This window comes from Paracidovorax wautersii (assembly GCF_031453675.1).
Taxonomy (GTDB): Bacteria; Pseudomonadota; Gammaproteobacteria; order Burkholderiales; family Burkholderiaceae_C; genus Paracidovorax.
The window spans coordinates 3506354-3528722 of the sequence record NZ_JAVIZX010000001.1 but is presented as its reverse complement, the minus strand read 5'-3'; the positions used below and the strand labels follow the sequence as shown (position 1 = coordinate 3528722).

General features: G+C 69.2%; 23 protein-coding genes. 12 read left to right on the top strand and 11 right to left on the bottom strand.

Annotation, left to right across the window (positions count from 1 at the left end):
* Positions 1–65: 65 nt before the first annotated feature.
* The 10 genes from QE399_RS15915 to QE399_RS15870 all read right to left on the bottom strand — a co-directional run bounded on the left by QE399_RS15915 (position 66) and on the right by QE399_RS15870 (position 9368).
* Positions 66–812, bottom strand: a complete 747-nt coding sequence (locus QE399_RS15915; protein ID WP_309830154.1) for an SIR2 family NAD-dependent protein deacylase — start codon at positions 810–812, stop codon at positions 66–68.
* Positions 813–824: 12 nt separating this feature from the next.
* Positions 825–1574: a 23S rRNA (guanosine(2251)-2'-O)-methyltransferase RlmB gene (rlmB, locus tag QE399_RS15910; protein ID WP_309830152.1), complete on the bottom strand. Its 750-nt coding sequence runs from the start codon at positions 1572–1574 to the stop codon at positions 825–827.
* Between the two features lie 153 nt (positions 1575–1727).
* Positions 1728–2351 carry an NUDIX domain-containing protein gene (locus tag QE399_RS15905; RefSeq protein WP_309830150.1) on the bottom strand — a complete coding sequence of 208 codons (624 nt, stop codon included), beginning with the start codon at positions 2349–2351 and terminating at the stop codon, positions 1728–1730.
* Between the two features lie 22 nt (positions 2352–2373).
* Complete coding sequence (gene rng, locus QE399_RS15900) at positions 2374–3861, bottom strand: ribonuclease G (protein WP_309830148.1); 1488 nt, start codon at positions 3859–3861, stop codon at positions 2374–2376.
* 153 nt (positions 3862–4014) lie between these two features.
* On the bottom strand, positions 4015–4629 hold the full coding sequence (locus tag QE399_RS15895) for a Maf family protein (protein WP_309830146.1): 615 nt from the start codon (positions 4627–4629) through the stop codon (positions 4015–4017).
* Positions 4630–4786: 157 nt separating this feature from the next.
* Positions 4787–5254: a 23S rRNA (pseudouridine(1915)-N(3))-methyltransferase RlmH gene (rlmH, locus tag QE399_RS15890; protein WP_309830144.1), complete on the bottom strand. Its 468-nt coding sequence runs from the start codon at positions 5252–5254 to the stop codon at positions 4787–4789.
* A 49-nt stretch (positions 5255–5303) separates the two neighbouring features.
* Positions 5304–6095 carry a ribosome silencing factor gene (rsfS, locus tag QE399_RS15885; RefSeq protein WP_309830142.1) on the bottom strand — a complete coding sequence of 264 codons (792 nt, stop codon included), beginning with the start codon at positions 6093–6095 and terminating at the stop codon, positions 5304–5306.
* A gap of 183 nt (positions 6096–6278) precedes the next feature.
* Positions 6279–7229, bottom strand: a complete 951-nt coding sequence (gene hemF, locus QE399_RS15880; protein ID WP_309830140.1) for an oxygen-dependent coproporphyrinogen oxidase — start codon at positions 7227–7229, stop codon at positions 6279–6281.
* 145 nt (positions 7230–7374) lie between these two features.
* Positions 7375–8652, bottom strand: a complete 1278-nt coding sequence (gene purD / locus QE399_RS15875) for a phosphoribosylamine--glycine ligase (protein WP_309830139.1) — start codon at positions 8650–8652, stop codon at positions 7375–7377.
* Positions 8649–9368, bottom strand: coding sequence for a YebC/PmpR family DNA-binding transcriptional regulator (locus QE399_RS15870; protein WP_309830137.1), 720 nt, complete (start codon positions 9366–9368; stop codon positions 8649–8651). The genes purD and QE399_RS15870 overlap by 4 nt, the downstream gene beginning before the upstream one ends.
* A gap of 88 nt (positions 9369–9456) precedes the next feature.
* On the opposite strand from QE399_RS15870, the gene QE399_RS15865 reads away from it, so the two are divergent.
* The 11 genes from QE399_RS15865 to QE399_RS15815 all read left to right on the top strand — a co-directional run bounded on the left by QE399_RS15865 (position 9457) and on the right by QE399_RS15815 (position 21203).
* Positions 9457–11070: a helicase HerA-like domain-containing protein gene (locus tag QE399_RS15865; RefSeq protein WP_309830135.1), complete on the top strand. Its 1614-nt coding sequence runs from the start codon at positions 9457–9459 to the stop codon at positions 11068–11070.
* 172 nt (positions 11071–11242) lie between these two features.
* Complete coding sequence (locus QE399_RS15860) at positions 11243–11944, top strand: glutathione binding-like protein (RefSeq protein WP_309830133.1); 702 nt, start codon at positions 11243–11245, stop codon at positions 11942–11944.
* 73 nt (positions 11945–12017) lie between these two features.
* Positions 12018–12872, top strand: coding sequence for an enoyl-CoA hydratase-related protein (locus tag QE399_RS15855; protein ID WP_309830131.1), 855 nt, complete (start codon positions 12018–12020; stop codon positions 12870–12872).
* A gap of 203 nt (positions 12873–13075) precedes the next feature.
* Positions 13076–14050 (top strand): threo-3-hydroxy-L-aspartate ammonia-lyase, encoded by a 975-nt coding sequence (locus tag QE399_RS15850; RefSeq protein WP_309830129.1) that lies wholly within the window; start codon positions 13076–13078, stop codon positions 14048–14050.
* An 86-nt stretch (positions 14051–14136) separates the two neighbouring features.
* Entirely contained in the window at positions 14137–14766 is a 630-nt protein-coding gene (upp, locus tag QE399_RS15845) for a uracil phosphoribosyltransferase (RefSeq protein ID WP_309830128.1), read from the top strand.
* A 203-nt stretch (positions 14767–14969) separates the two neighbouring features.
* A complete protein-coding gene (locus QE399_RS15840; RefSeq protein ID WP_309830127.1) occupies positions 14970–15980 on the top strand; it encodes a BMP family protein in 1011 nt (336 codons plus the stop codon).
* A gap of 1 nt (position 15981) precedes the next feature.
* Positions 15982–16701, top strand: a complete 720-nt coding sequence (locus QE399_RS15835; RefSeq protein WP_309830125.1) for an alpha/beta fold hydrolase — start codon at positions 15982–15984, stop codon at positions 16699–16701.
* Entirely contained in the window at positions 16698–18323 is a 1626-nt protein-coding gene (locus QE399_RS15830) for an ABC transporter ATP-binding protein (RefSeq protein ID WP_309830123.1), read from the top strand. The genes QE399_RS15835 and QE399_RS15830 overlap by 4 nt, the downstream gene beginning before the upstream one ends.
* Entirely contained in the window at positions 18320–19378 is a 1059-nt protein-coding gene (locus QE399_RS15825) for an ABC transporter permease (protein ID WP_309830122.1), read from the top strand. Before QE399_RS15830 ends, QE399_RS15825 begins: the two co-directional genes overlap by 4 nt.
* Before the next feature lie 190 nt (positions 19379–19568).
* Positions 19569–20492, top strand: coding sequence for an ABC transporter permease (locus QE399_RS15820; protein WP_309830120.1), 924 nt, complete (start codon positions 19569–19571; stop codon positions 20490–20492).
* Positions 20493–20549: 57 nt separating this feature from the next.
* The gene (locus tag QE399_RS15815) at positions 20550–21203 is read left to right on the top strand and encodes a GNAT family N-acetyltransferase (protein WP_309830118.1); all 654 of its coding nucleotides are present in this window, start codon (positions 20550–20552) and stop codon (positions 21201–21203) included.
* A gap of 20 nt (positions 21204–21223) precedes the next feature.
* On the opposite strand, the gene QE399_RS15810 is transcribed toward QE399_RS15815, so the two are convergent.
* A complete protein-coding gene (locus tag QE399_RS15810) occupies positions 21224–21706 on the bottom strand; it encodes a VOC family protein (protein WP_309830116.1) in 483 nt (160 codons plus the stop codon).
* On the opposite strand from QE399_RS15810, the gene QE399_RS15805 reads away from it, so the two are divergent.
* Entirely contained in the window at positions 21690–22256 is a 567-nt protein-coding gene (locus QE399_RS15805; RefSeq protein ID WP_309830114.1) for a GNAT family N-acetyltransferase, read from the top strand. The two genes, QE399_RS15810 and QE399_RS15805, sit on opposite strands and share 17 nt — an antisense overlap.
* Positions 22257–22369 lie beyond the last annotated feature (113 nt).

Here is a 22369-nt window from a genome sequence, read left to right as displayed (position 1 = left end):
CTAAAACCTTGTTTCGTCCGGGACCGGCGCCGCTGTCACCCGCGCGCCAGGCGCCGTCGCGGAATTCAGGCCGCGAGAATGCGCGGCAGCGCCTGCGCAGCCGTGCCGCGCAGCACGGCGTGGGCGCCGGCATCCAGCGCACTCTCGGCCGGGTTGAGCACCACCACGTGGGCGCCCGCGTCGCGGGCTGCATGCGCCAGGCCCGCTGCCGGGTAGACGGCGCCTGCCGTGCCCACCACCAGCATCAGCGCACAGTGCTGCGCAGCGGCCTGGGCCGCAGCCCACACGTCCGTCGGCAGGGCCTCGCCGAACCACACCACGCCAGGGCGCACCAGATTGCCGCACTGGCAACAGCGTGGCGGCCGGCCGGGCTCCGGCGTATCCCGGCGGCAGCATTCGCGGGGCGGCTCCAGCCAGCGGTCGGCGAACAGGTCGCCGTGCAGGCACAGCACCTCTTCACTCCCGGCGCGCTGGTGCAGGCCGTCCACGTTCTGGGTGATCAGCGTGAGCCGCCCGGGATGGCGGCGGCCGAAGTCCGCCAGCGCCCGGTGCCCGGCATTCGGATCGACGGCACGCAACCCGTCGCGGCGGTGCTGGTACCAGTCCCACACGCGCTGCGGATGGGCGCGAAAGCCCGCCTCGCTGGCCATGTCCTCGGGGCGGAACTCCGCCCAGTAGCCGGTCTGGGCATCGCGGAAGGTCGGCACGCCCGATTCGGCGCTGACGCCGGCGCCGGTCAGCACCGCGATGCGGTCGGCCTGCGCGACCCAGCCGGCCACATCGTCCATGGAGCAGCCGGGCACGGTCGCCATCGGCCGGCCGCCTCAGCCGCCGCGCTGGCGCAGCGCCTCGTACAGGCACACGCCGCTGGCCACCGACACGTTCAGGCTTTCCACCCCGCCCTTCATGGGGATGGAGACCAGTTCGTCGCAGGTCTTGCGCGTGAGCTGGCGCATGCCGTCGCCCTCGGCGCCCAGCACCAGCGCCACGGGGCCTTTCAGGTCCACCTGGTAGATGCTCTTGTCGGCATCGCCGCTGGTGCCGATGCACCAGATGTTGCGTTCCTTGAGCTCGCCCAGCGTGCGCGCCAGGTTCGTCACCATGAAGTACGGCACCGTGTCGGCGGCGCCGCTGGCCACCTTGGCCACGGTGGCGTTCAGCCCCACGGCATGGTCCTTGGGGGCGATGACGGCATGGGCGCCGGCGCCGTCGGCCACGCGCAGGCAGGCGCCCAGGTTGTGCGGATCGGTCACCCCATCCAGCACCAGCAGCAGGGGCTGCTCGATGCCAGCGGCCTCCAGGTCTTCCAGCAGTTCGTCGAGCGAGGTGACCTGCTTGAGCGCCTCCACCCGCGCCGCCACGCCCTGGTGGCCGTGGCTGCCGGCCAGCTTGGCGATGCGCTCGCTGTCGGCCTCGATGAGCCGGGCACCGGCTTCGCGGGCACGGTCCAGGAACTGGCGCATGCGCGCATCGCGGCGCGTGGCCTCGTAGTAGATCTCGATGATGGACTGGGGCGCGGTCTTCAGGCGCACGCCGACGGCGTGGAAGCCGAAGAGGACTTTGGGGCTGGACATGCCAGGATTATCCGCGCCGGCGCAGGCGCGCCAACGCGGATTGCGCAAACTCCGGTACCGCTATATTTTCAATAGCTGAATGCGCTTATAGGTAAAGCGCTGGAAGCCGATTGGACCCCAATCCCTGTGACGGCCCGTGCGGCACGTCCAGGCTCAGTCGGCGGAGTCCGCGGCAGGCTTCCAGTCCAGCGTCCACGCGCCGCTCAGCACGTTCTGCAGCCACAGGCAGCAGGTCAGCGTCTTGGCATCGGTCACGGCGCCGCTGCAGCAGCCCTCCAGCAGGTCCGCCGGGGCCAGCGCACAGACATCCAGGAACTCGTCCACATCCAGCTGCTGCGCCCCTGCCTGCAGACCGCGCGCGAAGTACACGTGGATGACCTCGGTGGAATAGGCGATCGCCAGGTGCATGGCGCCGGCGTACGCCCATTCGCGGGCGGTGTAGCCGGTCTCTTCCAGCAGCTCGCGCTGGCCGCAGCGCAGCGGCGCCTCGCCCGCGTCGAGCTTGCCGGCGGGAAACTCCGTCATCACCCGGCCCACCGGGTAGCGGTACTGCCGTTCCATCAGCACGCGGCCATCGTCCAGCAGGGGCACGACGACCACGGCGCCGGGGTGCACGACGTATTCCCGCGTGGCCTCGCCGCCATGCGGCAGGCGCACGGTGTCGCGCCGCACCTGCAGAAAGCTGCCATCCAGCACCCGGTCGCTGCGTACCAGGTGCTCGACCAGGTGGTGCTCGTCGTTGGAAGAAGTAGAAGAAGTGGAAGGATCGGCTTGCATAGTTATCAATTGGCGTGTCCGGTCAGAGCAGCACGATGTCGTACTGCTCCTGCCCCATGGCGCTTTCGGCCTGCAGCGAGATGGGCTTGCCGATGAAGTCGGACAGCCCGGCCAGGTGCTGGCTTTCCTCGTCCAGAAACAGCTCCACCACCTTGGGCGAGGCCACCACGCGGAACTCGCGCGGATTGAACTGCCGCGCCTCGCGCAGGATCTCGCGCAGGATGTCGTAGCACACGCTGCGCGCGGTCTTCACGCTGCCCTTGCCCTGGCAGACGGCGCAGGGCTCGCACAGCATGTGGGCCAGTGATTCGCGCGTGCGCTTGCGCGTCATCTCCACCAGGCCCAGCTGCGAGAAGCCGCCCGCCATGGTCTTCACGCGGTCGCGCGCCAACTGCTTGCGGAACTCGGCCAGCACGGCCTGCTGGTGGTCTTCGCGCGCCATGTCGATGAAGTCCGCGATGATGATGCCGCCCAGGTTGCGCAGCCGCAGTTGCCGGGCGATGGCGCCGGCCGCCTCCAGGTTGGTCTTGAAGATGGTGTCGTCGAAATTGCGCGCGCCGACGTAGCCGCCGGTGTTCACGTCGATGGTGGTCAGCGCCTCGGTCTGGTCCACGATGAGGTAGCCGCCGGACTTCAGATCCACGCGCCGGCCCAGCGCACGCGCCACGTCCTCGTCGATGGAATACAGGTCGAAGATGGGCCGCTCGCCCTTGTACAGCTGCAGCTTGGGGACCGCCGCCGGCATGAACTCGCGGCCGAAGGCCTGCAGCGTGGCGAACTGCTCGCGCGAATCCAAGCGGATGCTGGTGGTCTCCTCGCCCACCAGATCGCGCAGCACGCGCTGCAGCAGGCTCAGGTCCTGGTGCAGCAGCGAAGCCGGCGGCTGGCGCAGCGCGGCTTCCTTGATGCGCGCCCAGGTCTTGCGCAGGTAGGCGATGTCTTCGGTCAGCTCGGCATCGGTCGAGTCTTCGCCGTTCGTGCGCAGGATGAAGCCGCCGCCACCACCCGTGGACTTGTCGCCCACCAGCGCCTGCAGCCGCGCGCGCAGGGCGTCGCGATCGTTGGCCGGAATCTTCTGCGACACGCCCACATGGTCGTCCTGCGGCAGAAAGACCAGCAGCCGCCCGGCGATGCTGATCTGCGTGGACAGCCGCGCGCCCTTGGTGCCGATGGGGTCCTTGATGACCTGCACCATCAGCGACTGGCCTTCGAACACCTGCTTCTCGATGGGCACGGGCGGCTCGCCCTTGCGGCTGAACATGGGGGCCTCGCCGCCCTCCTGGCGCTGCCACACGTCCGCCACGTGCAGAAAGGCCGCGCGCTCCAGGCCGATGTCGATGAAGGCCGACTGCATGCCCGGGAGCACGCGCGAGACCTTGCCCAGATAGACGTTGCCCACCAGGCCGCGCTCCAGCGTGCGTTCCACGTGCAGCTCCTGCACGGCGCCATGCTCGACCACGGCCACGCGGGTTTCCTGGGGGGACCAGTTGATGAGGATGTCTTGTTGCATGGCTTCTTCTTTTCTGGAATCGGTCGCGCTTGTTCCGCCTTTGGACTTTGGAATCACCGAGGCGCCAGACCCGGGCCGCCGGGGAACCGGCTTTGCCAGGCCCCTGGCGGGGTCCCCCCTGGGGCAAGGCGCCGCAGGCGACTCAGGAGAAGGTCACACCGCGAACCCCGCTGCCCGCAGCAGTTGCGCCGTCTCGTACATCGGAAGGCCCATGATGCCTGAATAGCTGCCCGCGAGTTGCTCCACGTAGGCCGCCGCGCGGCCCTGGATGCCATAGGCGCCGGCCTTGCCCAGCGGCTCGCCGGTGGCCACGTAGGCGTCGATCTGCGAGGCCGTCATGGGCGCGAAACGCACGCGTGACACCGACAGCGCCGCCAGCCGTTGGGCGCCCACCTGCAGGGCCACGGCGGTCAGCACGCGGTGTTCCTGCCCGGACAGTTCGGCCAGCATGCGCGCGGCGTCGCGGGCGTCTTCGGGCTTGCCGTAGATCGTGCGGCCCAGGGCAACCGTGGTGTCGGAACACAGGATGGGCGCCTCCGGCAGGCCGCGCCGCGCCCGGCGGGCCACGGCGGCATCGAGCTTGAGGCCGGTGACGCGCTCCACGTAGGCGGTGGGCGCCTCGGCGGGCAGCACCACTTCGATGGCCTCGGCATCCTCGGGCTCGTCACCCTCCGCATTGGGCAGCAGCAGTTCGTGGCGGATGCCGAGCTGTTCCAGCAGTTGACGGCGGCGCGGGCTCTGGGAAGCGAGGTAGATGAAGTCGGGCATGGCTTGGAGTGAAAAGTGCCGTCAGCGCAGCAAACACCTGCGCATGCAGCTATGAAAACCATAGTACCTGAAACGCCGCGGCAGTGCCTGCCCCGCAGCGTTCGCGCATCCCGCCCGACCGGCCCGTCGGAGTGCCCGGCCCGTCGCCGGCCCCGCCTCACTCGCGGTGGTAGGGGTGCCCCGCGTTCACCGACCAGGCGCGGTAGAGCTGTTCGATGAGCAGCACGCGCACCATGGCGTGCGGCAAGGTCAGGTCGGAGAGGCGGATGCGCTCGTGCGCCGCCTGGCGGAAGGCCGGCTCCAGTCCATCGGGACCGCCGATCACCAGCGCCACGTCGTCCCCGCCCATCTGCCAATCCTTCAGGCGCTGTGCCAAGGCCTTGGTGGTGAGGTTGGTGCCGCGCTCGTCCAGCACCACCACGCGCGTGCCGCGCGGAATGGCGGCTTCGATGCGCTCGCGCTCGGCGGCGTAGAGCGTCTCGAGCGTCTTGGAGCCGCGCGGCTCGGTCTTGACGGCCTTGAGTTCGACCTTCAGCTCGGGCGGAAAGCGCTTGGCGTAGTCGTCATAGGCCGTCTGCGCCCAGTCGGGCACGCGCTGGCCCACGGCCACGATGAGCAGCTTCATCGGTCAGGCGTGCAACAGAACGGACTGAAACGGACGGGCGGACGCTGCCTCAGGCCTTGCGTGCCGGGGCCTTCTTGGCCGCAGGCTTGCGCGCGGTAGCGGCCTTCTTCGCGGCGGCTCGCGGCGCCGTGGCTTTGCCGGACGCCTTCTTGGCGGCCGGCTTCACCACCACGGTTTTCACCGGCGCCTTCTTGGCCGGCGCCTTGGCGGAGGTCTTCGCGGCGGCCTTCGGTGCCGCCTTGGCCGCCGTCTTCACCGCCGCTTTCTTGGCGGGTGCGGGCGTCTTGGCAGCGGCCTTCTTGGCGGCAGCGCCAGCCGCCGACGTCTTGGCCGTGGCCTTGGCGATCACCCGCTTGGCAGGCACGGCCGCCGGTTCGGCCTGGGCACCCTTCTTGGCGGCCGCCGTCGTCTTCTTCTTGGCGCCGGAGGATGCCGTGCCGGCCGCAGCCGCCGGCTTGGGCGCACCGATCTTCAGGCGCACGGGCTTGTCGCCCCAGATCTCTTCGAGGCGGTAGTACTGGCGGATGGCCGGCTGCATGACGTGCACCACGGCCGCGCCGCAGTCCACGATGATCCACTCGCCGTTGTCCTCGCCCTCGGTGCGGGGCTTGGAAAACCCGGCTTCGCGCACGGCATCGCGCACGCTGGAGGCGAGCGCCTTGGTCTGGCGGTTGGAGGTGCCCGATGCCACGATCACGCGCTCGAACAGGGGCGAGAGGTGCTCGGTGTTGAAGACCTGGATGTCTTGCGCCTTGACGTCCTCCAGGCCATCGACGATGGCGCGCTGGAGCTTGGTCACGTCTTTTTTGGCGGCGGTTTCCGATTGCGTGGAAGTGGTCATCAGGCGGTATTCAGAGAAGGTTCGGATCAATATAGCGTGCAAGCCGCGCGGGAGCCAGTAGGACAGTTCCGCAGCGGCCCCGCGCTTCGCGGCGCTGGAGGGACAGGCCTTTCGGGCGGCCTGCGCCGGATTGGCGAGCGCCGGCAGCTATCAAAATTATAGTTCAGCGGTGCCAAGGCGCTTTCAGAGCCATTCGCGGCGCTGGAGGAAGCGCTCCGTCAGCTCGGCCTCTGGCGTGCCCGGCGCCGGCTCGGCACGGTAGGCCCAGCTCGCCAGCGGCGGCATCGACAGCAGGATGGACTCCGTGCGGCCGCCCGACTGCAGGCCGAAGTGCGTGCCCCGGTCCCACACCAGGTTGAACTCTACGTAGCGCCCGCGGCGGTAGAGCTGGAAGGTGCGCTCACGCTCGCCATAGGGCGTGTGCTGGCGGCTCTCCAGGATGGGCAGGTAGGCGCCCAGGAAGGCGTCGCCCACGGCCTGCGTCATGGCGAAACCCGGGCCGAAACCCAGCTCGGAGAAGTCGTCGAAGAAGATGCCCCCGATGCCCCGCTGCTCGCTGCGGTGCTTGAGGAAGAAATACTCGTCGCACCAGCGCTTGAAGCGGGGGTACTTGTCGTCCCCGAACGGCGCCAGCGCGTCGCGGCAGGCGCGGTGGAAATGCACGGCGTCCTCTTCGAAGGCGTAGTAGGGCGTCAGGTCCATGCCGCCGCCGAACCAGCACACGGGCGCCTCACCCGGATGGCCGGCCGCGATCATGCGCACGTTCATGTGCACCGTCGGGGCGTACGGGTTGCGCGGGTGGAACACCAGCGACACGCCCATGGCCTCGAACGGCGCGCCGGCCAGTCCCGGCCGGTGCTGGGTGGCCGAGGGCGGCAGTTGCGCGCCGCGCACGTGCGAGAACCCGCAGCCGGCACGCTCGAACACCCGCCCGCCTTCCATGATGCGCGTGACGCCGTCGCCCTGCAGCGGCTCGCCCGGCGCCTTGGCCCAGGCATCCGTCACGCAGCGCGCCCCGCCCTGCTCCACCGGCCCCTCGACGGCCTCGATCGCATCGATGATGCGCGACTGCAGCCCCGCCAGGTATTCGCGAACCAAGGCCGGCTGGGAAGTTTCAGAATCAGATGTCGTCATTGGGAGGGGCCTCCAGGCCACTGCGGCCCATCTCAGCAGACGCCGTGGAACGGGCTTTGCCCGGCCACTGGCGTCGTCCCCCTTCCCGACTCGCTGCGCGGGTCGAGAGAAGGGGGAAGGCGCACAGCGCCTCAGGGGGTTGTCGTCACTTCACCGCCCGGTAGCCGATGTCGCGCCGGTACTGCGCGCCGTCGAAATGCACGCCGCGCGCCACGTCGTACACCTTCTGCTGCGCGAGCTTCACGCTGTCGGCCAGCGCCGTCACGCACAGCACGCGGCCGCCCGTCGTGTGCGGCACGCCATCCTTCAGGGCCGTGCCGGCATGGAAGACCACGGCATCGTCGGCATCGGCCGGCAGGCCGGTGATGGCGTCGCCCTTGCGCGGGTTCTCGGGGTAGCCGTGGGCGGCCATGACCACGCCCAGCGCGGGGCGGCGGTCCCATTGCAGGTCCACCTGGTCGAGTTTGCCGTCCACGGCCGCGCCCAGCAGGTCCACCATGTCGCTCTTCAGGCGCATCAGGATGGGCTGGGTCTCGGGGTCGCCCATGCGGCAGTTGAACTCCAGCGTCTTGGGGTGGCCGCTGGCGTCGATCATCAGGCCCGCGTACAGGAAGCCGGTGTACGGAATGCCGTCCTTTTCCATGCCGCGGATGGTCGGCAGGATGATCTCGCGCATGGCGCGGGCGTGCACGTCGGCCGTGACCACGGGGGCGGGCGAGTACGCGCCCATGCCGCCGGTGTTCGGGCCCTCGTCGCCATCCTTCAGGCGCTTGTGGTCCTGACTGGTGGCCAGGGCCGTGACGTTCTTGCCGTCGCACAGCACGATGAAGGAGGCTTCCTCGCCTTCGAGGAACTCCTCGATCACCACGCGGGCGCCGCCGTCGTTGTGGGCCACGCCGTACTTGTTGTCCACCAGCATGAAGTCGACCGCGTCATGCGCCTCCTGCAGCGTCATGGCCACCACCACGCCCTTGCCGGCCGCCAGGCCGTCGGCCTTGATGACGATGGGCGCGCCCAGGCGGTCCACGAAGGCATGGGCCGCGGCGGGCTCGGTGAAGGTGTCGTAGTCGGCCGTGGGAATGCCGTGGCGGCGCATGAAGGCTTTGGAGAAAGCCTTGGAGCTTTCGAGCTGCGCGGCGGCCTTGGTCGGGCCGAAGATGCGCAGGCCGTGCGCACGGAACTCGTCCACCACGCCGGCGGCCAGGGGGGCCTCGGGGCCGACCACCGTGAGGCCGATCTTGTTTTCCTGCGCCCAGACCCGCAGGGCCTGCACGTCGGTGATCTCGATGTTCTCCAGCTTGGGGTTCAGGGCGGTGCCGCCGTTGCCCGGCGCCACGTAGACCTTCGTGGCCTTGGGAGACTGGCTGATCTTCCAGGCCATCGCGTGTTCTCGGCCGCCGCCACCAATCACAAGAATTTTCATAAGGCAGCGTTGTGGTAGACCTCTTGCACGTCGTCCAGGTCTTCGATGATGTCCAGCAGTTTCTGCATGCGCTCGGCGTCCTCGCCGGCCAGCTCGATGGTGACGTCGGGACGCATGGTGACATCGGCCACGTCGGGCGCCAGGCCCGCGGCTTCCAGGGCGTTCTTCACGGCCTCGAAGTCGGCCGGGGCCGTCAGCACCTCGATGGCGCCGTCGTCGCCGGTGACCACGTCCTCGGCGCCGGCTTCCAGCGCTACTTCCATGACCTTGTCCTCGTTCGTGCCCGGGGCGAAGATCAGCTGGCCCACGTGCTTGAACTGGAAGGCCACCGAGCCCTCGGTGCCCATGTTGCCGCCGTGCTTGCTGAACGCATGGCGCACTTCGGCCACGGTGCGCACGCGGTTGTCGGTCATGGTGTCCACGATGATCGCCGCGCCGCCGATGCCGTAGCCCTCGTAGCGGATTTCCTCGTAGGTCAGGCCTTCGGCATTGCCGGTGGCCTTGTCGATGTTGTACTTGATGCGGTCCGCCGGCATGTTGGCGGCCTTGGCCTTGTCGATCGCCAGGCGCAGGCGGGGGTTGGCCGACACGTCACCGCCACCGGCGCGGGCCGCCACGGTGATTTCACGAATGATCCGGGTCCAGATCTTGCCGCGCTTCTCATCCTGCCGCCCCTTGCGGTGCTGGATGTTCGCCCATTTACTGTGTCCTGCCACAGAGAGTCCTTCGGTACGGGTATTGATTTAATAATCCACTGCCCGGGATTTTACGTTCCCGCCCTTCCCTCACCTTTCTCACACCGCCATGGCCGAACCTCTGCTGATTGCCCAGTCGGGCGCCACCGAATGCCAACTGCTGCCGGGCCTGGCCAACCGCCACGGCCTGATCACCGGGGCCACGGGCACCGGCAAGACCGTCACGCTGCAGACCCTGGCCGAGCAGTTCTCGCGCATCGGCGTGCCGGTGTTCATGGCCGACGTGAAGGGCGACCTCACGGGCATCAGCCAGACCGGCAGCATCGCGCCCAAGCTGGCAGCCACGCTGCAGGAGCGCGGCCTGGCCCTGCCCACGCCCGGCCGCTGCCCGACCACGCTGTGGGACGTGTTCGGCGAGCAGGGCCACCCGGTGCGGGCCACCGTGTCCGACATGGGCCCGCTGCTGCTGGGCCGCATGCTCAACCTCAACGAGACGCAGCTGGGCGTGCTGAACCTGGTGTTCAAGATCGCCGACGACAACGGCCTGCTGCTGCTCGACCTGAAGGACCTGCGCGCCATGCTCACCTACGTGGGCGACAACGCAAAGGAGTTCACCACCGAGTACGGCAACATCAGCGCCGCTAGCGTGGGAGCCATCCAGCGCGGGCTGCTGCAGATCGAGACCCAGGGCGGCGACCGGTTCTTCGGCGAGCCGATGCTCGACATCAACGACTTCATGCAGACCGTCGACGTGAATGTCGCCCCCGAGACGCCTTCGGCGTCGTCCCCCCAAGGGGGAGCATCTGCCGCTAGAGGCGGCTCGTCGCGGCAGATGGGCGTCATCAACATCCTGGCGGCCGACAAGCTCATGAATTCGCCGCGCCTGTACGCCACCTTCCTGCTGTGGATGCTGTCCGAGCTGTTCGAGACCCTGCCCGAGATCGGCGACCCCGAAAAGCCTAAGCTGGTGTTCTTCTTCGACGAGGCCCACCTGCTGTTCAACGAGGCGCCCAAGGTGCTGGTCGAGCGCATCGAGCTGGTGGTGCGCCTGGTGCGCTCCAAGGGCGTGGGCGTGTACTTCGTCACCCAGAACCCGCTGGACATTCCCGACAGCGTGCTGGCCCAGCTGGGCAACCGCGTGCAGCACGCGCTGCGCGCCTTCACGCCGCGCGACCAGAAGGCCGTGAAGGCCACGGCGACCACGATGCGGCCCAAGCCGGGCCTGGACATCGAGGCCGCGATCACCGAACTGGCCGTGGGCGAGGCGCTGGTGAGCTTTCTGGATGCGAAAGGCCGCCCCAGCATCACCGAGCGGGTCTTCGTGCTGCCGCCGGGGAGCCAGATCGGCCCCATCACGCCGCAGCAGCGCCAGGCCCTGCTGGCCCAATCGCTGGTGGCCGGCGTGTACGAGAAGGTGGTGGACCGCGAGTCGGCCTACGAAAAGCTCAAGGGCCGCACGGCCGAGGCAGCGGACCAAGCCGCGGCCGCCCAGCCCGGCCGGGGCACGGCAGCCTCTCCGGCCAGCGACGACAGCGGCGGTGGCCTGATGGGCGGGCTCAACGACGTGCTGTTCGGCACCACCGGCCCGCGCGGTGGCAAGCGCGACGGCCTGGTGCAGACCATGGCCAAGTCGGCGGTGCGCACCATGGGCACGTCGCTGGGGCGCGAGATCCTGCGCGGCGTGCTGGGCAGCGTGTTCGGCGGCGCCAAGAAGAAGCGCTGACCGGCGCCTGGGGGCATGCGGCCCCGCCGCTGCACGGTCTCCGCAGGCGCGCTATGGTTCCAGGAGCTGCTCGCGCTTGTTGCGCCTTGAGTTCCATGCCAAAAGACCTAAAGGGGTCCGCACAGCAAGCGCAAGCAGCTATTTTGTTGATAGCAAACATCCGGAGCCCCGCATGATCGACCTGCATTACTGGACCACGCCCAACGGCCACAAGATCACCCTGTTCCTGGAGGAGGCCGGCCTGCCCTACCGCCTGCTGCCGGTGAACATCGGCCGCGGCGAGCAGTTCCAGCCCGACTTTCTGCGCATCGCCCCCAACAACCGCATCCCCGCCATCGTCGACCACGCCCCGGCCGGCGGCGGCGAGCCGGTGTCCGTGTTCGAGTCCGGCGCCATCCTGCTGTACCTGGCCGACAAGACCGGCCAGTTCATCCCCCAGGACCTGCGCGGCCGCACCGAGGCGCTGCAGTGGCTGTTCTGGCAGATGGGCGGCCTGGGGCCCATGGCCGGGCAGAACCACCACTTCACGCAGTACGCGCCCGAGCCCGTGCCCTACGCCATCGACCGCTACGTGAAGGAGACGGCCCGCCTCTACGGCGTACTCGACAAGCACCTGTCCGATGGCCGCGAGTACATCGCCGGCAGCTACTCCATCGCCGACATGGCCAGCTACCCGTGGATCGTGCCGCACGAGAAGCAGCGCCAGGACCTGAAGGACTTTCCGCACCTGGCGCAGTGGTTCGCCCGCATCCAGGCCCGCCCGGCCACGGTGCGCGCCTACGACCTGGTGAAGACCGTGAACACCGCACCGACGGTGGACGAGGACGCGAAGAAGGTGCTGTTCGGGCAGGACGCCAGCACCGTGCGGCGCTGAAGGCGGCGGCCGCCGCGCGATCCGTCGCGCAGGTGACGGCGCGGCGTGCGCCGGGCGGCCTAGAGTGCGCCGCATGAACCCCGATACCGCCGCCCTCACCTGCTTTCGCCTGACCGTCACGGACCAGGTCGCGCACCTCGTGCTCGACCGCCCGGATGCCCTCAACACCATGCACCCGACCTTCTGGCGCGAGCTGGACGCTGTGCTCGCGCGGCTGCACCGCTCGGGCGAGGCGCGGGCGCTGGTCATCAGCAGCACGGGCAAGCACTTTTCGGCCGGCATGGCGCTGGAAACCTTCGGCGGCGCCGTCGCCATGGACGACCAGACCCCCGAGGGCCGGGCCGCCATCTTCGACCTGCTGACCGACATGCAGGCTACCTTCACGCGCATCGAATCGCTGCGCATCCCGGTGATCGCCGCCATCCACGGCGGCTGCATCGGCGGCGCGGTGGACATGGTGACGGCGGCCTGCATCCGCTACGCCACCGCGGACGCCTTCTTCTGCATCCAGGAGATCAACATCGGCATGGTGGCCGACGTGGGCACGCTGCAGCGCCTGCCCAAGCTGATCCCGCTGGGCATCGTCAAGGAACTCGCCTACACCGGCCGGCGCCTGCCCGCGCAGCGCGCCCTGGCCTGCGGGCTGGTGAACGAGGTCTTCGACACGCAGGCGGCGATGGTGGACGCCGCTCTGGCCTGCGCGCGCGAGATCGCCGCCAAGCCGCCGGTAGCCATCTGGGGCACCAAGCAGGCCGTGCATTACGCACGCGACCATTCCGTGGACGACAGCCTGCGCCAGATGGGCTGGCTGCAGGGCGCCATCTGGAGCAATCGCCACGTGGGCGAGGCCGTGGGCGCGATGCGCGAGCGCCGTGCGGGCGGCTTCCCCGACCTGGCGCCCGTGCAGCGCTTCAGCGAGCAGGGCTGAGCCCCGCAGGTTGCGGCCGGCCACCGCCCGCGCCCCTCGCGGGCCTTGCTGGCCTTGAGGGGGCCGTGCGCTCCGGCTATCAATTTCGATAGCTGCCTGCGCTTGCTACAAGCGCGCTGGAGGCACTTTTCGCCCTCAGACCGCAGCGGGCGGTCTATGATGCGGCACCCCGGTCCTTGGACCACCTACGCGAGGATGACGCCATGGACACGCACACCCCGGCCCTTCCCACCTACGACGACGTCGCCGCAGCGGCCCGGCGTCTCGACGGCGTGGCGCACCGCACGCCGGTGCTGCGTTCCAGCACGGCGGATGCCCGGGTGGGCGCGCAGCTGTTCTTCAAGTGCGAGAACCTGCAGCGCATGGGCGCCTTCAAGTTCCGCGGCGCCTACAACGCGCTGTCGCAGTTCTCGGATGCGCAGCGCGAGCGCGGCGTGCTCGCCTTCTCCTCCGGCAACCACGCCCAGGCCATCGCCCTGTCGGCCCGGCTGCTGGACATGCCGGCCGTGATCGTCATGCCCGAGGACGCGCCGGCCGCCAAGATGGCCGCCACGCGCGAGTACGGCGCCCAGGTGGTGACCTACAACCGCTTCACCGAAGACCGCGAGGCCATCAGCCGCCGCCTGGCGACCGAGCGCGGCATGACGCTGGTGCCGCCGTTCGACCACCCGCACGTCATCGCCGGCCAGGGCACGGTGGCGAAGGAACTGTTTGAGGAGGTGCCTGACCTCGACTACCTCTTCGTCTGCCTGGGCGGCGGCGGCCTGCTGTCGGGCTGCCTGCTGGCCGCCAAGGCGCTGGCGCCCGGCTGCCAGGTGATCGGCGTGGAGCCGCAGGCCGGCAACGACGCGCAGCAGTCCCTGCGGGCCGGGCACATCGTGCGCATCGAGACGCCGCGCACCATCGCCGATGGCGCGCAGACGCCCTCGCTGGGGGAGCTCACCTTTCCCATCATCCAGCGCGACGTGGCCGACATCCTCACCGTGACCGACGAACAGCTGGTGGACGCGCTGCGCTTCTTTGCCGAGCGCATGAAGATCGTGGTGGAGCCGACCGGAGCTCTGGCCTTTGCCGGTGCGCAGCACGGCGGCGCGGAGCTGCACGGCAAGCGCGTGGGCATCGTCATCAGCGGCGGCAACGTCGATCTGGCGCGCTACGCCCGCTTCCTGGGCGAATAGCGGGGCACCGCGCCCCGCGCTGCGGGCAAAATCGGGGGTCCGGATTTCCCCTTTCCCATTCATTTCCCAAGAAGAGGCCTTCGCCCATGAGCAACGTCCACGTCATCGACCATCCCCTGGTGCAGCACAAGCTGACCCTGATGCGCCGCAAGGACGCCAGCACCAACAGCTTCCGCCGCCTGCTGGGCGAGCTGAGCACCCTGATGGCCTATGAGATCACGCGCGACATGCCGCTGCAGGACATCGAGGTCGAAACCCCGCTGGAAACCATGACCGGCAAGGTCATCGACGGCAAGAAGCAGGTGCTGGTGTCCATCCTGCGCGCCGGCAACGGCTTCCTGGACGGCATGCTGAACGTGATCCCGGGCGCCCGCATCGGCCATATCGGCCTGTACCGCGACCCCGAGACGCTGCAGCCCGTCGAGTACTACTTCAAGATGCCGTCCGAGATGGAAGAGCGCGACATCATCGTGGTCGATCCGATGCTGGCCACCGGCAACTCCGCCGCCGCCGCCGTGGCACGGCTCAAGCAGCTCAAGCCGCGCTCGATCAAGTTCGTGTGCCTGCTGGCGGCCCCCGAAGGCGTGGCCACGCTGCAGAAGGCCCACCCCGACGTGCCGATCTACACCGCGGCCATCGACCGCGAGCTGAACGACCACGGCTACATCCTGCCGGGCCTGGGCGACGCGGGCGACCGCATCTTCGGCACCAAGTAAGAGGAAAGAAAAAGGCGGCACCACGGACACGGCCTGGCGCGCATGGCACATCGTCACGCACCCTCCGCGCTGCCGTCGATGCGCTGCCCCGCCCGGGTGGTTTCGCAGGGCTCGCGCCCACCCTTCTCCGAGCAGGCCACTGGCGCGCATCTTGCATGCAAGGCCTGGACCTGATTTCTCCACCCTGCCGCCAAGGACCGTCCATGACCTCTCGCCGCATCTTCACCGGCCGCCTGCTCTGCACCTCGCTCGCCATCTCCGCCACGCTGGGCCTGGCGCCCACGCTCGCCCGGGCGCAGGCCAAGCTGAAGGTGGCCGGCATCTACACGGTGCCCTACGAGCAGCAGTGGGTGAGCCGCATCCACAAGGCGCTCAAGGCTGCGGAAGCGCGGGGTGACATCGAGTACAAGAGCAGCGAGAACGTGGCCAACGCCGACTACGAGCGCGTGATGCGCGAGTACGCCAACGGCGGTAACCAGCTCATCTTCGGCGAGGTGTTCGGCGTGGAGTCGGCCGCCCGCAAGGTGGCCAAGGACTTCCCCAAGACCGCCTTCGTCATGGGTTCCTCGGGCAAGCCACAGGCCCCCAACTTCAGCGTCTTCGACAACTACATCCAGGAGCCCGCCTACCTGACCGGCATGATCGCCGGCGGCATGACCAAGACGAACAAGATCGGCATGGTCGGCGGCTTTCCCATCCCCGAAGTGAACCGCCTGATGCACGCCTTCATGGCGGGCGCCAAGGAAGTGAACCCTAAGGTGGAGTTCACCATCACCTTCATCAACAGCTGGTTCGACCCGCCCAAGGCCAAGGAAGCCACCTTCGCCATGATCGACAAGGGCGCGGACGTGCTGTATGCCGAGCGCTTCGGCGTGAGCGACGCGGCCAAGGAAAAGGGCAAGCTGGCCATCGGCAACGTGATCGACACCCAGCCCCAGTACCCCGACACCGTGATCGCCTCGGCCCTGTGGCATATGGAACCCAGCGTGGACCGCGCCATCGGGCTCGTGAAGGCGGGCAAGTTCGCGGCCGAGGACTACGGCCCGTACTCGATGATGAAACACAAGGGCTCGTCCCTCAGCGCCCTGGGCACGTTCGAGAAGAAGGTGCCGGCCGGCATCGTCGCCAAGGTCAAGGCCAAGGAGGCCGCAATCCTGTCCGGCCAGTTCACCGTGAAGGTGGACGACAGCCAGCCCAAGTCCACGGCCAAGTGATGTGACGGCCTTGCATCTGGTGCTGCTTCCGGGGATGGATGGAACGGGCGAGTTGTTCGCTCCCCTGGAGCATGCGCTGGGCCAGGCCGTTACCGTGCACCGCATGCGCTATCCAGTGGACGAGCCTCTCGATTACGCGCAGCTCGAACGCTGGCTCCGCCCTCGCCTGCCCCAGGAGCCGTTCGTCCTGCTCGGCGAATCGTTCTCCGGCCCCCTGACGATTGCCATAGCGGTCGATCCCCCGCCGCAGCTGCAAGGCTTGATCCTGTGCTGCACGTTCGCGCGCAGTCCCAGCGCCCTGCTGACGGCATTGCACGCGCCTGCGGCCCCTGCCATGGCCTGGCTCGCCACGCGCTCCTGGGCCGCCGGCCTCCTCGGCACGGCCCTGCTCGGCGCCTATGCCACCCGGCCGCTGCGGCAACGGCTGGACCAGGCCTTGCGCCAGGTCGCACCGCAGGTGCTGGCGCAGCGGATGCGGGCCGTCGCGCGGGTCGACGTGATGGACCAGTTGAGCGCCGTCCAACTGCCCATGCTGGCCTTGACGGCGCGGGACGACCGGCTGGTTCCCCGCTCGGCCGCGCAGGCCATGGCGCGGGCCCAGCCGGGACTGCAGACCCTCGACCTGCCCGGCCCCCACGGCCTGCTGCAGGCCGCACCCGAGCGCTGCGCGCAGGCCATCGCGCAGTTCTGCCGCTCCCTGAACTCCGCCGCCACCGCATGAACGAGCCCGTCCTCCGCCTGGAAGGCATCACCAAACGCTTCGGCGCGCTGGTGGCCAACGACGGCATATCGCTCACGCTGGCACGCGGCGAGGTGCTGGCCTTGCTGGGCGAGAACGGCGCGGGCAAGTCCACGCTGATGTCCATCCTCTTCGGCCACTACGTGGCGGACGCGGGCCACATCGAGGCGTTCGGCCAGCCGCTGCCGCCGGGCCAGCCCCGCGCGGCGCTGGCGGCGGGCATCGGCATGGTGCACCAGCACTTCACGCTGGCGGACAACCTGAGCGTGCTCGACAACGTGCTGCTGGGCAGCGAACCGCTGTGGCAGCCGTTCTCGCGCCGCGGCGCGGCACGCGACCGGCTGCTGGCCGTGTCTCAGCGCTTTGGCCTGCCGGTGGCGCCGGAGGCGCGCGTCGGCGATCTTTCCGTGGGCGAGCGCCAGCGCGTGGAGATCCTCAAGGCGCTGTACCGCGGCGCCCGCATCCTCATCCTGGACGAACCCACGGCCGTGCTTACGCCGCAGGAGAGCGAAGCCCTCTTCGCCACGCTCTCGCACATGGTGGCCGAGGGCCTGTCGATCATCTTCATCAGCCACAAGCTGGGCGAGGTGCTGCGCGTGTCGCATCGCGTGGCCGTGCTGCGCCAGGGCCGGCTCGTGGCCGAGGCGCCGGCCGCGGGCACCACCCAGGCGCAGCTGGCGCAGTGGATGGTGGGCCATGCCGTCGAGGCCGCGCAGCGCCGCCCTGCAGGCGCCGTTGGTGCGCCCGTCTGCGTGCTGGAGCGCGTGAGCACCCAGCCGCCCGCAACCGCGCGCGGCGCTGGCGGCGGCAACGCCCGCGACGCCTTGCACGGCGTGGACCTGGCCTTGCACGCTGGCGAGATCGTGGCGATCGCCGGTGTCTCTGGCAACGGCCAGGTGGCGCTGGCCGACGTGCTCTGCGGCGTTCGCACGCCGTCCTCGGGCCGGGCCACATTGCGCGGCCAGCCGCTCATCGCCCGCCCCCAGGCCCTGGTGGCCCGGGGCGTGGCGCGCATTCCCGAAGACCGGCATGCCGTAGGGGTGGTGGGCGACCTGCCCGTGTGGGAGAACGCGGTGTCCGAGCGCCTGTCGAGCCGCTGGTTTTCGCACCCCTGGTTTTCCGGCTTCTGGATCAAGCGCGGCGCAGCCCGTGCCCATGCGCGGCACATCGCGGAAACCTTCGATGTGCGCGGCGGCGGGCTGGACAGCCCGGCGCGGTCGCTGTCCGGCGGCAACATGCAGAAGCTGATCCTGGGCCGCGCGCTGATGCCGCCCGGGACCGGCTCCGCGGCGGGGGGTGCTGCGGCTCCGGACCTCATCGTCGCCCACCAGCCCACCTGGGGCCTGGACATCGGCGCCGTCACCTTCGTGCAGCAACAGCTTATTGCGGCGCGCGACGCCGGGGCGGCCGTCCTCCTGATCTCCGACGACCTGGACGAAGTGCTGGCCCTGGGCGACCGGGTGGCGGTGATGCACGGCGGGCACCTGACTGCAGCCCTGCCCGCCGCGCAGTGGACCCGCGAGGCCATCGGGCTGGCCATGGCCGGCGCCGCGGCATCTCCCATCGAACCGGCCGCAACCCCTGTGGCGAAGGCCTGCGCATGAGACTCGAAAAACGCAACCGCCCCTCGGCCGCCGCCTATGTGGCGGCCCCGCTGGGTGCCATCGTCTTCACGCTGCTGGTCAGCAGCCTGCTGGTGCTGTGGGCCGGCGCACCGGTCGGCCAGACGTATGCGCTGCTGGCCCAGGGTGCGTTCGGCTCGGTCTTCGCGCTGACCGAGACGCTGACGCGGGCGACGCCGCTCATCCTGACCGGGCTGGCCGCGGCCGTGGCCTTCCGGGCGCGGCTGTTCAACATCGGCGCCGAAGGGCAGCTGTATGCGGGCGCCATCGCCGCCGTGGCCGTGGGTGGCCTGCACGGCGGCACCGGCCTGGAATGGTCGCCCTGGGTGCTGTTCCCGCTGATGCTGCTGGCTGCCGCGCTGGCAGGCGCCGCATTGCTGCTGGGCCCGGCGCTGATGAAGGCGCGCCTGGGCGTGGACGAAGTGGTGACCACGCTGCTGCTCAACTTCGTGATGCTGCTGCTGGTGTCGGCCCTGCTGGACGGGCCCATGAAGGACCCGCTGGCACTGGGCTGGCCGCAGAGCGTGGCGTTGCAGGGTGACCTGGAACTGTGGCGGCTGGTCCCGGGCTCGCGCCTGCACACCGGGCTGCTGTTTGCCGTGGGACTGGCCGTGCTGCTGTGGGCGCTGCTGGCGCGCACGGTGCCGGGCTTCGACATCCGCGCGGCCGGTGCCAATCCACGCGCCGCGGCCTTCGCCGGCGTGCCGGTCACACGCACCGTGGTGCTGGTAGCCCTGCTCTCGGGCGGGCTGGCGGGGCTGGCGGGCGCCATCGAAGTGGCGGGCCGCACCGGCTACGTCACGCTGGACATGTCGCCCGGCTATGGCTACAGCGGCATCGTGATCGCCATGCTGGCCGGGCTGCATCCGCTGGGCGTGGTGGCGGCGGGCATCTTCGTGGCGGGCGTACTGGTGGGCGCGGACAGCATGAGCCGCGCCATCGGCGTGCCGACGTATATCGCGGACGTGATCGTCGCCGCCTCGCTGATCGCCGTGCTGGTGGCCGGACTGCTGACGCAGTACCGCATCAGGAAATGAATCACTCCCTGAGCGGCTTCGCGTCTTGCCCCTCGCCTGCGGGAGAGGGACGCCACAGCGGCCTGGCAACGCCGTCCCAACGCTTCGACAAGAGCGCGGCACACGCCGTCGCCGTCGCACACTTCAAGCCCAATGGGCCTCCAGCGCTTATCCACAAAGCGCAAGCAGCTACTGAATTCATAGTGACCTGATGACCGAACTGCTCGACATTCTCAGCAACAGCGCGTTCTGGATCGCCACGCTGCGCGTGGCGACGCCCCTCATCCTGGGCACGCTGGGCGTGCTGCTGTGCGAGCGCGCCGGGGTGCTCAACCTGGGCATCGAAGGGATCATGGTCGCGGGCGCTTTTGCCGGCTGGCTCACGGTATATGCCGGCTACGGCCTGTGGGCGGGCGTGCTGGTAGCGGCCCTCACCGGCGGCGTCTTCGGTCTGCTCCATGCCTGGCTCACCGTGGGGCTGGCACTGTCGCAGCACGTCTCGGGGCTGGGCATCACGCTGCTGGCCACGGCACTGAGCTACTACGGCTACCGCGTGGGCTTCCCTAAGGTGAACACGCCGCCCACGATCACGCCCTTCGCGCCCATGGACTGGCTGCCCGTGCCGCTGCTCTCGGCGCAGACGCCGCTCACGCTGCTGGCGCTGGCGCTGGTGCCGCTGCTGGCCTGGGCCCTGTACCGCACGCCGCTGGGGCTGGCCGTGCGCATGGTGGGAGAGAACCCGCAGGCGGCCGAAGGCCAGGGCATCTCGGTCGCGGCCACGCGCACGGGCGCCATCGTCGCCGGCTCGGCCCTGATGGGCGTGGCCGGCAGCTTTCTCACGCTGTCGGCGTTCAACGCCTTCTTCTTCAACATGGTGAACGGCCGCGGCTGGATCTGCGTGGCCCTGGTCGTGTTCGCCTCCTGGCGGCCGGGCAAGGCCCTGCTGGGTGCGCTGCTCTTCGCGTTCTTCGATGCACTGCAGCTGCGCCTGCAGCAGGCGGGCGGCGCCTGGCTGCCCTACCAGGTGTATTTGATGCTGCCCTACCTGCTCTCCATCCTGGCGCTGGTGCTGGTGGCCCGCAAGGCTGCTTATCCGCAGGCGCTGATGAAGCCCTACCGCAAGGGCGAGCGGTAAGAGCCGGCGTACGGCTAGCCTTCCCCCTACGGCAACGCGGCGCACTACTATCGGCAGATGCCGACCGCACGACAAGACCCTGCCGCCCCGGCCCCCATTCCAGCAAATCCCGCCTCCATCGATCCCGCCCTGCTGCGCTCGCCCCGCGTGCGCCTGCGCCAATGGATGCCCGCGGACCGCGCGCCGTTCGCTGCGCTGAATGCCGACCCCGAGGTCATGGAGCACTTTCCGGCACCGCTGGACCGCGCCGAAAGCGATGCCCTGGCCGACCGCATCGAAGCGCTGATCGACCGGCAAGGCTGGGGTTTCTGGGCGGCCGAGTTCGTGGAACGCACGGACAGCGAAGGCATCGCCAAAGGAGCCTTCATGGGCTTCGTCGGATTGAACCGGCCCACGGCACCATTGCCGTTCGCACCCTGCGTGGAGATCGGCTGGCGGCTCGCGCGGCCGTTCTGGGGCCAAGGGCTGGCTACCGAGGGAGCGCGGCTGGCGCTGCGGGCGGGCTTCGATGCACTGGGCTTTCATGACATCGTGGCCTTCACCGCGCAGCGCAACCACCGCTCGCGCGCGGTGATGGAACGCCTGGGCATGATCGAATCACCCACGGAGGCGTTCGAGCACCCGTCCGTGCCCGAGGGCCATGCGGTGCGGCCGCATGTCCTCTACCGCCTGGCGCGCACTGACTGGGCAGGGCCAACCGCAGCTGCCTGAGCCACCCTGCGCGAGCGATCTCAGGCCGGCCGCACCGGCGTGCACAACTCCACCAGCACTCCGTCGCCATCTTCCACATAGGCAATGGTCTGGCCCCAGGGCATCTTCTCCGGCGCACGCACCTGCCGGGCGCCGGCGGCCACGGCGCGCGCCAGCGCGGCAGGCACGTCGTCCGTCGTCAGCGCGATCTCGAAACTGGGCGCATCGGCGCTGGCGCGCCGCGGGTTCTTGCCCAGCTGCGCCATGAGCTGGTGGGACGAAAACGCCAGGGTGGTGGCTCCCGTTTCCAGCTCGCCATAGTCGCCACCGTCATGCACAAAGCGGCGCTGCAGGCCGAAGGCGGCTTCGTAGAAAGCGATGGACCGGGCGACGTCCTGGACGTAGAGGATGGTGTAGGCGAATTGCTTGGGGGGAATTATCGCGAGACTGCCGGGTGGAGCAGGAGCAAGCGCCGCGTGGCGTTCCGTTGGTGATATACACGCCGCCATGACCGGAGATTCCATCACCCTGGCGGTCGTGCAACCCGCTGACGTGGCCAATTTCAAAGCAGAACTGCAGAGCGCTTTCGCCGTTGCGGTGGCCGACGCCTTCGGAGCGCAGCCGGACGGGCCGATCCCATCCGACCATTCCCTCGACAGCGCGATGCATGCCCCGAACGCCGTGGCGCTGCGCATACTCCGCAACGGCCGGAAGGTCGGCGGTGCCGTGCTCAGCATCCACCCCACCCACAACAACACGCTCGATCTCTTCTTTCTGAAAGTGGGCGAAGAAGGCCGCGGCATCGGCGGCCAAGCCTGGCGAGCCATCGAGCAGAAGTACCCCGAAACCCTCACCTGGCGGACGCACACCCCCTACTTTGAGAAGCGCAACATCCACTTCTACGTGAACAAGTGCGGCTTCAGCATCATCGAGTCTTCAACCCGCACCATCCGGACCCTGGCCAGCCCGAGCAGGACGATCTGCCGGGGGACAACAATGATGCGTTCCTGTTCGAAAAGGTCATGCGCCCGGTTTAAGCCACTGCGAGTAAAACGCCAGCGAGCACCGAGGTGATTCTGCAGCCGCTGCAGTCGTTCCCGGCCTGAAGTGGGGCGTTGTACCGGCGGTGAACGGCCACGTACGTTGCCTGGCCCAGAATATGCGGTCGGGTACGTACTGCCTAACGC